This is a genomic window from Bauldia sp., from assembly GCF_020442045.1.
Classification (GTDB): Bacteria; Pseudomonadota; Alphaproteobacteria; order Rhizobiales; family Kaistiaceae; genus Bauldia.
The window spans coordinates 1-7,868 of the sequence record NZ_JAGRLA010000193.1 but is presented as its reverse complement, the minus strand read 5'-3'; the positions used below and the strand labels follow the sequence as shown (position 1 = coordinate 7,868).

6 protein-coding genes are annotated in these 7,868 nt (G+C 67.0%); 1 reads left to right on the top strand and 5 read right to left on the bottom strand.

Features of this window, described 5'->3' with window-relative positions; all coding sequences use genetic code 11:
• Window positions 1-1,096 (bottom strand): adenylosuccinate synthase (locus KDJ86_RS20465; protein WP_291750281.1); only part of this gene is annotated, 1,096 nt, incomplete at its 3' end.
• Window positions 1,097-1,304: 208 nt separating this feature from the next.
• On the opposite strand from KDJ86_RS20465, the gene KDJ86_RS20460 reads away from it, so the two are divergent.
• Window positions 1,305-2,231 carry a DMT family transporter gene (locus KDJ86_RS20460; protein WP_291750278.1) on the top strand — a complete coding sequence of 309 codons (927 nt, stop codon included), beginning with the start codon at window positions 1,305-1,307 and terminating at the stop codon, window positions 2,229-2,231.
• Window positions 2,232-2,390: 159 nt separating this feature from the next.
• Here the strand turns inward: KDJ86_RS20460 and serA are convergent, their stop codons facing one another.
• From serA to KDJ86_RS20440, 4 genes are all read right to left on the bottom strand, one after another.
• Complete coding sequence (gene serA, locus KDJ86_RS20455) at window positions 2,391-3,980, bottom strand: phosphoglycerate dehydrogenase (RefSeq protein WP_291750275.1); 1,590 nt, start codon at window positions 3,978-3,980, stop codon at window positions 2,391-2,393.
• Between the two features lie 159 nt (window positions 3,981-4,139).
• Window positions 4,140-5,330: a phosphoserine transaminase gene (locus KDJ86_RS20450; RefSeq protein WP_291750273.1), complete on the bottom strand. Its 1,191-nt coding sequence runs from the start codon at window positions 5,328-5,330 to the stop codon at window positions 4,140-4,142.
• 286 nt (window positions 5,331-5,616) lie between these two features.
• A complete protein-coding gene (locus KDJ86_RS20445; protein WP_291750271.1) occupies window positions 5,617-6,357 on the bottom strand; it encodes an outer membrane protein in 741 nt (246 codons plus the stop codon).
• 434 nt (window positions 6,358-6,791) lie between these two features.
• Window positions 6,792-7,868: ATP-dependent metallopeptidase FtsH/Yme1/Tma family protein (locus KDJ86_RS20440; RefSeq protein WP_291750269.1), on the bottom strand; the 1,077-nt coding region annotated here is incomplete at its 5' end.

Sequence of the window (7,868 nt, the reverse complement as noted above, 5' to 3'; positions counted from 1 at the left end):
GTGCTTGTGCATCCTCGACCGCGGGAAAGTAGTCTATCTCCTGTCCGTCGAGCCGATAACCCACCGAAATTTTGATCGTTTCAAGGCCATCCAGCACATCGAGCTTGGTCAGCGCAATGCCGTCGATACCCGAGGTCTGGATGCTGTGGCGGACGAGGACGGCGTCGAACCAGCCGCAGCGGCGCTTGCGGCCCGTCACCGTGCCGAATTCGCGGCCACGCCGGCCGAGGAATTCGCCGGCCTCGCCGAGATCCTCGCTGGGGAAGGGCCCCTCCCCCACCCTCGTCGTGTAAGCCTTTGTAATTCCGAGAACATAATCGATGGCACCGGGGCCGATCCCGGCTCCCGTCGCAGCCTGACCGGCCCCGGTATTGGACGACGTGACATAGGGATAGGTGCCCTGGTCGACGTCGAGGAGGATGCCTTGCGCCCCCTCGAAGAGGATGCGGCGGCTGTCGCGGCGTGCCTGGTTGAGGAGACGGGTGGTCGAGGCGACATAGGGAAGGACGCGGGGCGCGATGCCGAGCAGGTCCTCCAGCACGGCTTCGGGCTCGATCTCGGCAAGCCCGAGGCCCCGTCGCAGCGCATTGTGATGCGACAGGAGCCGATCGATTCGCGATTCGAGCGTCTTCGCGTCGGCGAGATCCATGATCCGAATCGCGCGACGGCCGACCTTGTCCTCGTAGGCGGGGCCGATCCCCCGTCCCGTCGTCCCGATCCGGTTGCCGGCATTGGCTGTTTCGCGGGCGAGGTCGAGCTCGCGATGGAGCGGCAGGATCATCGCCGCGTTTTCGGCGATCGAGAGATTGTCCGGCGTCACGGAAACGCCCTGCCCGGTCAGCCGTGCGATCTCGTCGACAAGCGCATGGGGATCGACGACGACGCCATTGCCGATGATCGACAGCTTGCCCGGACGCACCACGCCGGAGGGCAAAAGGCTGAGCTTGTAGTCGACGCCGTCGATGACCAGCGTATGGCCGGCATTGTGCCCGCCCTGGAAGCGCACGACGATATCCGCGCGCTCCGACAACCAGTCGACGATCTTCCCCTTGCCCTCGTCTCCCCATTGCGAGCCGACGACCACGACATTGGCCATTAAGTGACGTTCCCCGTTTCGCTGCGCGCCCTTCGCCGGCTCGGTCCGGCGGGAGCGGGCGCACTATAGCGATGCGAATCGCCGGGTGCGACCGGTTAGATGCCGCTTCCGGCGAATAAACTGATCTTCACCGCCAAAGGTCGCCGCGCCTTTACACGCCCCGCCCGACGGCGTAGGCGGAACGGCCAAAAGACGGGAGAACCGGGACGTGGACGCCAGGCGGACAGGCGGTCGGACGATCATCGACCGCCCCTATTTGCTTCTGTCGCTGGCATCCCTGTTCTGGGCGATCAACATCGTCCTCGGCCGCTTCATCGCCGGGACGGTGCCGCCGGTAACGCTGGCGCAAATCCGCTGGGGCGGCGCCGCCGTGATCGTCACCGCGATTTCGTGGCGCCACGTCAAGCGCGACTGGCCGACGATCCGTGCGAACCTGCCGGTCCTGCTGATCCTCGCCCTGACCGGCATCACGCTCTACAACACGATGGCCTATTACGGCCTCAACTACACCCAGGCCCTCAACGCGCTGCTGATGCAGTCGAGCGGCCCGCTGCTCGTCGCGCTGATGTCGCTGATCCTGTTCCGCGACCGGCTGACCCGCCAGCAGCTGATCGGCATCCTGGTCTCGATGCTCGGCGTGATCGTCATCATCACCCGTGGCCATCCCGGCATCCTGTTCGGCCTCGGTCTCAATCGCGGCGACGCCTGGCTGGTGGCGGCGATGGGCGTCTATGCCCTCTACACGGTGCTGTTGAGAAAGCGGCCGGCGATCCACTTCCTGTCGTTCCTCGCCTTCACCATCGCGGCCGGGGCGATCATGCTGATCCCGCTCTTCCTGATCGAGTTCGGCTCGGGATACCGGATCGACCCGACGCCGGCGGCCTTCGGCGTGATCCTCTATGTCGTGATCTTCCCGTCGATCCTCTCCTATTTCTGCTTCAACCGCGGCGTCGAGCTGATCGGCGCCAACCGCGCCGGCCAGTTCTTCCACCTCATCCCGGTCTTCGGCTCGGCGATCGCCATCCTCTTCCTCGGCGAACGCCCGGAATGGTTCCACGGAGTCGGCTATGCGCTGATCATCTGCGGCATCGTCATCGCCCAGCGCAACTGGCGGCGGGCAAGGACGGCGTCGTAGAAATCCGCGCGGCCGTGCGTCCTTCGAGGCTCCGCTGCGCGGAGCACCTCAGGATGGCACCGACAGGAATCATCCGCCGCTCACGCCCCCCACACCGCCATGCTGAGGTGCGCGCGGAACGCGCGCCTCGAAGCACGGCACCGGCGAACGCCCGGCCGGCTAGAAACGCAGGCGCTTGGCCTGGACCACGCCTTCGAGGTTCCGCACCTTGTCGAGCACCGCGTCACCGATCGGGCCATCGACCTCGATCAGGGCAATCGCGTCCTCGCCCGCGGCCGCGCGGCCAAGGTTGAAGGTCGCGATGTTGACCTCCTCGGCGCCCAGCAGCGTCCCGAGGCGGCCAATGAAGCCGGGCCTGTCGCGGTTGGTGATGTAGAGCATGTCGGGCCCGAAGCCGGCCTCCATGTCGATCCCCTTGATCTGGATGAGGCGGGCCTTGCCGTCCGAGAAGACGGTTCCGGCGACCGACCGCTCCTGCCGCTCGGTCCGCACCGTCAGGCGGATATAGGTCTCGTAGGCGCCGCGCTTCGACTGGCGCACCTCGTCGACCGCGATGCCGCGGCCCTGCGCCACCACCGGCGCGTTGACCATGTTGACCTCGGTGAGGATCGGACGCAGCAGCCCGGCGAGCAGCGCCGAGGTCAGCGCCTTGGTGTTCATCTCGGCGACGTCGCCGGCATATTCGATGGTGATGCCGCGCAGCGTCGACTCGGTGAGCTGCCCGGCAAAGGAGCCGAGGTCCTCCGCAAGCCGCACGAAGGGCGTCAGCCGCACCGCCTCCTCGGCGCTGATCGACGGCATGTTGAGCGCGTTGGTCACCGCGCCGTCGAGGAGATAGTCCGACATCTGCTCGGCGACCTGGACCGCGACATTCTCCTGCGCCTCGGTCGTCGAGGCGCCGAGATGCGGCGTGCAGACGACGTTCGGCAGGCCGAAGAGCGGGCTCGCCACCGCCGGCTCGGTGACGAAGACGTCGACGCCGGCGCCGGCGACCTTGCCGTCCTTGATCGCCTCGGCGAGGTCCTCCTCGACGACCAGGCCGCCGCGGGCGCAATTGATGATGCGGACGCCCTTCTTCATCTTGGCGATCGCCGCGGCGTCGACGATGTTCCGCGTATTGTCGGTCAGCGGCGTATGGAGGGTGATGAAGTCCGCCCGGCGGAAGAGCTCGTCGAGGTCGACCTTCTCGACGCCGAGCTGCACCGCCCGCTCGTCGGACAGGAAGGGGTCGAAGGCGACGACCCGCATCCTGAGGCCGATGGCGCGCTCGGCGACGATCGAGCCGATGTTGCCGCAGCCGATGACGCCGAGCGTCTTGCCGGTGATCTCGACGCCCATGAAGCGGTTCTTCTCCCACTTGCCGGCCTGGGTCGAGGCATCCGCGGCGGGAAGCTGGCGGGCGACCGCGAACATCATCGCGATCGCGTGCTCGGCCGTGGTGATCGAATTGCCGAAGGGCGTGTTCATGACGATGACGCCGCGCGTCGTGGCGGCCGGGACGTCGACATTGTCGACGCCGATGCCGGCGCGGCCGATGACGCGGAGCTTGCCGGCGGCCGCGAGCACCTTCTCGCTCACCTTGGTGGCGGAGCGGATGGCGAGCCCGTCATAGTCGCCGATCGCGGCAAGGAGCGCTTCCTTGTCCTTGCCGAGATCGGGCTGGTAGTCGACCTCGACGCCGCGATCCTTGAAGATCTGGACGGCGGTCGGGGAGAGCTTGTCGGAAACGAGTACGCGTGGCGTGGTCATTATCGGGATCCGATCCGGTTCTTGGGGTTCTTTCCAAGCCATCCTGAGGTGCCCGGCGAAGCCGGGCCTCGAAGGACGCATGGTGCGTGCTTCAAGGCTCGCCGCTTGCACGGCTCGCACCTCGGCATGGCCCTGTTGGGTGCTTTGGCGAGAGCGCGCTCAGGCAGCCTGCTTGAGCGATGCCTTTTCGATGGCGAAGGCCCAGTCGAGCCATTCGGTGAGGATGGCGAGGTTCGAGGCCTCGATGGTCGCCCCGCCCCAGATCCTGAGATGCGGCGGCGCGTCGCGATGGAAGGCGATGTCGTGGGCGACGCCTTCCTTGTCGAGCCGCGAGACGATGGCGCGGACGAAGGCGGCATGTCCGTCGGCATCGAGGGCCGTGACCTCCGGATCGACCACCTTGAGACAGATCGAGGTATTCGAGCGGGTCGCCGGGTCCTCGGCGAAGAAATCGACCCAAGGCGTCTTGTCGGCCCAGTCGGCGAGCACCTTGAAATTCGCGTTGGCGCGGCCGATCAGGCCCTTGAGGCCGCCCTCCGCCATCGCCCATTCGAGCGCGTCGATATAGTCCTCGACGCAGAGCATCGACGGCGTGTTGATCGTCTCGCCGACGAAGATGCCCTCGTTGAGCTTGCCGCCCTTGGTAAGGCGGAAGATCTTCGGCAGCGGCCACGGCGGCGAATAGCTCTCGAGCCGCGCGACGGCCCGCGGGCCGAGGATCAGCACGCCATGCGCCGCCTCGCCGCCAAGCGCCTTCTGCCAGGAGAAGGTGACGACATCGAGCTTGTCGAAGGGAAGCGGCTGGGCGAAGGCGGCCGAGGTCGCGTCGCAGATCGTCAGCCCCTCGCGATCGTCGGCGATCCAGTTGCCGTCCGGCACGCGCACGCCGGAGGTGGTGCCGTTCCAGGTGAAGACGACGTCGTGGCTGAAATCGGCTTCGCCGAGATCGGGGAGCTTGCCGTAGTCGGCCTTGACCACCCGCGCATTGTCGAGCTTGAGCTGCTTGATGACGTCGGTCACCCAGCCGAGGCCGAAGCTCTCCCAGGCGAGGACGTCCACCGGACGCGCGCCGAGCAGCGACCACAGCGCCATCTCGACGGCGCCGGTATCCGAGGCCGGCACGATGCCGATGCGGTAGTCGTCGGGAACCTCCAGCGCGGCGCGGGTCAGCTCGATCGCCTGCTTCAGCTTGGCCTTGCCGAGCTTCGAGCGGTGCGAGCGGCCAAGCGCGGCGTCGCCGAGCGCTTCGAGCGACCAGCCGGGTCGCTTGGCGCAGGGTCCGGATGAGAAATTGGGATTGGTCGGCTTCCGCGCGGGCGCGGCCGTGCCGGTGACGGCGGATTCGGTCATGATTTCTATCCTCTCAGATAGCGCGCTCCTCGTTGGGGAGGAGTGGCCCGCCGCCTTCCTAGCGAATCCCGGAGAAAACGCAAGGTCCCTCGTCGGGACCGCGCGGATTCGCGCAGGGGGCCGACCAACCTCCCGGCGCGGGCGCGGCCGCCCTGCCCGCTGACGGGGCAATCGAGGACCCCGGAGACCGGCGAAAGGCGGCGCATAATGAAAACGCGGCGGGAATGTCCCGCCGCGTTCCGGTAGCGCCCCAGGATGCGGCCCGAGGAGGTCGGCCGCCCGAACCCTAGTTCAACATGTAGCGGAAGCCGATCCGGACCTCGGAGGCGGTAATGTCGTCATACTTGATCCGCTTGTTGCCATATTGCGGCAACGTCTTGCCCGACTGGGCATTGCCGAGATCGACGTAGCGGTAGTTGAGGTCGATCAGCCAGTTGGTGTCGATCGGGATCGACACGCCGGCCATCACCGCCCAGGCGAGATTGGTGGTCGAGGACCCCTTCCACTTGCCGGTCGTGCCGTTCGGATTGACGTATTTGACGTGGCTGGTGGCCAGGTTCGACACGCCGATACCGGCGCCGACATACGGGATGATGCCGCCGAGGCCTTCGCCGCCGAAATTGAAGTCCCAATACGCGTTCACCAGGCCGCTCCAGGCGGCGATGTCGGCATATTCCTTCGAATATTCGTTGCCCTTCTTGCCGGTGCACGGATTGGGGCAGATCAGCTTGCCCTTGAACTGGCTGTCCCACTCGTAGTCGATCGTCACGTCCGACCGGAAGGAGTCGTTGAAGCGATAGCCGAAGCCGCCGCCGGCAAGCCCGGTGGGAGCGAGGCTCTCGTCCTTCATGTTGCCGTAGCCCTTGACCCCGAAGCTGGCGCTGGGATCGGTGTACCACTTGTAGCCGATGTCGCCGCGCAGGTACCAGTTGCTGCCGACCTCGTAGGGGGTCGCCACCGGCGCCGCGAAATACGAATCCGACAGATCAGCGGCCAGACCCGTGCCCGACCACGCGATGACCGCCATCGCTCCCATCAGAGCGGTTACTCGGAGACACCCCATCTTTCGACCCTTTCCATTGCGTCCGGCAACGCGCGGACGCCTCAGCGACATGCCATGGAAAGGAATTGTTGAGGTTAATGGTTAAATCCGGATTAACCACGTTGGCCACTCCGGAAGGACCGGCCGCAGCCGGGACCGCAACGCGCCTCCGCCGTCCGACGCCGACCGCCGGCCCCGGACCAAATCAGCGTGTTGGGGCCACGGCTCGTCCACCGCCGATCGCGCGGGACACCGATCGCGCCCTGCCCGGCGAACCGGCCGCAGCGGAGCGGAAGGCTAAGCGGCGAGCGGCTTCTAGCGGATCGGATCAGACGCGCCGAATCACCTCCGGCCGGCCGCGAAAAAGCCGGGACGGCGGAAACCACCGACCCGGCTTGCTCGAAACCGTCGCGTGTGGATCAGGCCTGCGGCTGCGGCTCCAGCCCGGCCGGCGGCTCGCCCTTGGGCTTGCCCTTGGTGACCGGGACCGCCGAGCCGCGCGACGCCGCCTGCTCTTCCGGGTCCTCGCGCACCGGCGGCTTGCCGGAAAGCAGGCCGCGGATCTCGTCGCCCGACAGGGTCTCGTATTCAAGCAGCCCCTGGGCCAGCGTCTCGAGCTCGTCGCGGTGGTCGGTCAGGATCCTCTGGGCTTCCGCCAGGCCGGTCTCGACCAGCCGCCGGATCTCGGCGTCGATCTTCTGCGCCGTCTCCTCGGAGACGTTCTGCTGCCGCGACACCGAATGGCCGAGGAAGACCTCCTCCTGGTTCTCGCCATAGGACACCGTCCCGAGTTCCTCGGACAGTCCCCAGCGGGTCACCATCATCCGGGCCAGCGACGTCGCGCCCTCGATATCGGAGGCGGCGCCGGAGGTCACCTTCTCGCGGCCGAAGATGATCTCCTCGGCGACCCGCCCGCCCATCATGATGGCGAGGCGCGAGGTCATCTGCTCGAGGCTCATCGACAGCTTGTCGCGCTCCGGCAGCTGCATCACCATGCCGAGCGCCCGGCCGCGCGGAATGATCGTCGCCTTGTGGACCGGGTCGGTCGCGGGAACGTGCAGGGCGACGATGGCATGGCCGGCCTCGTGATAGGCGGTCAGCCGCTTCTCGTCCTCGGTCATGACCAGCGTCCGGCGTTCGGCGCCCATCATCACCTTGTCCTTGGCATTCTCGAACTCCGCCATCGTCACCAGCCGCTTGCCGCGCCGCGCCGCGAGCAGCGCCGCCTCGTTGACGAGGTTCATCAGGTCGGCGCCGGAGAAGCCCGGCGTCCCGCGCGCGACGGTGCGCAGGTCGACATCCGGCGCCAGCGGCACCTTGCGGACATGGACCTTGAGAATCCGCTCGCGGCCGACGACGTCGGGGTTCGGCACGACGATCTGGCGGTCGAAGCGGCCGGGACGCAGCAGGGCAGGGTCGAGCACGTCGGGACGGTTGGTGGCTGCGAGGATGATGATGCCCTCGTTGGCCTCAAAGCCGTCCATCTCGACGAGAAG

Excerpts from the sequence above, each read along its gene's own strand:
- KDJ86_RS20450 (WP_291750273.1), bottom strand. The coding sequence starts at position 5,330 with ATGACCGAATCCGCCGTCACCGGCACGGCCGCGCCCGCGCGGAAGCCG.
- serA (WP_291750275.1), bottom strand. The coding sequence starts at position 3,980 with ATGACCACGCCACGCGTACTCGTTTCCGACAAGCTCTCCCCGACCGCC.
- KDJ86_RS20445 (WP_291750271.1), bottom strand. The coding sequence starts at position 6,357 with ATGGCGGTCATCGCGTGGTCGGGCACGGGTCTGGCCGCTGATCTGTCG.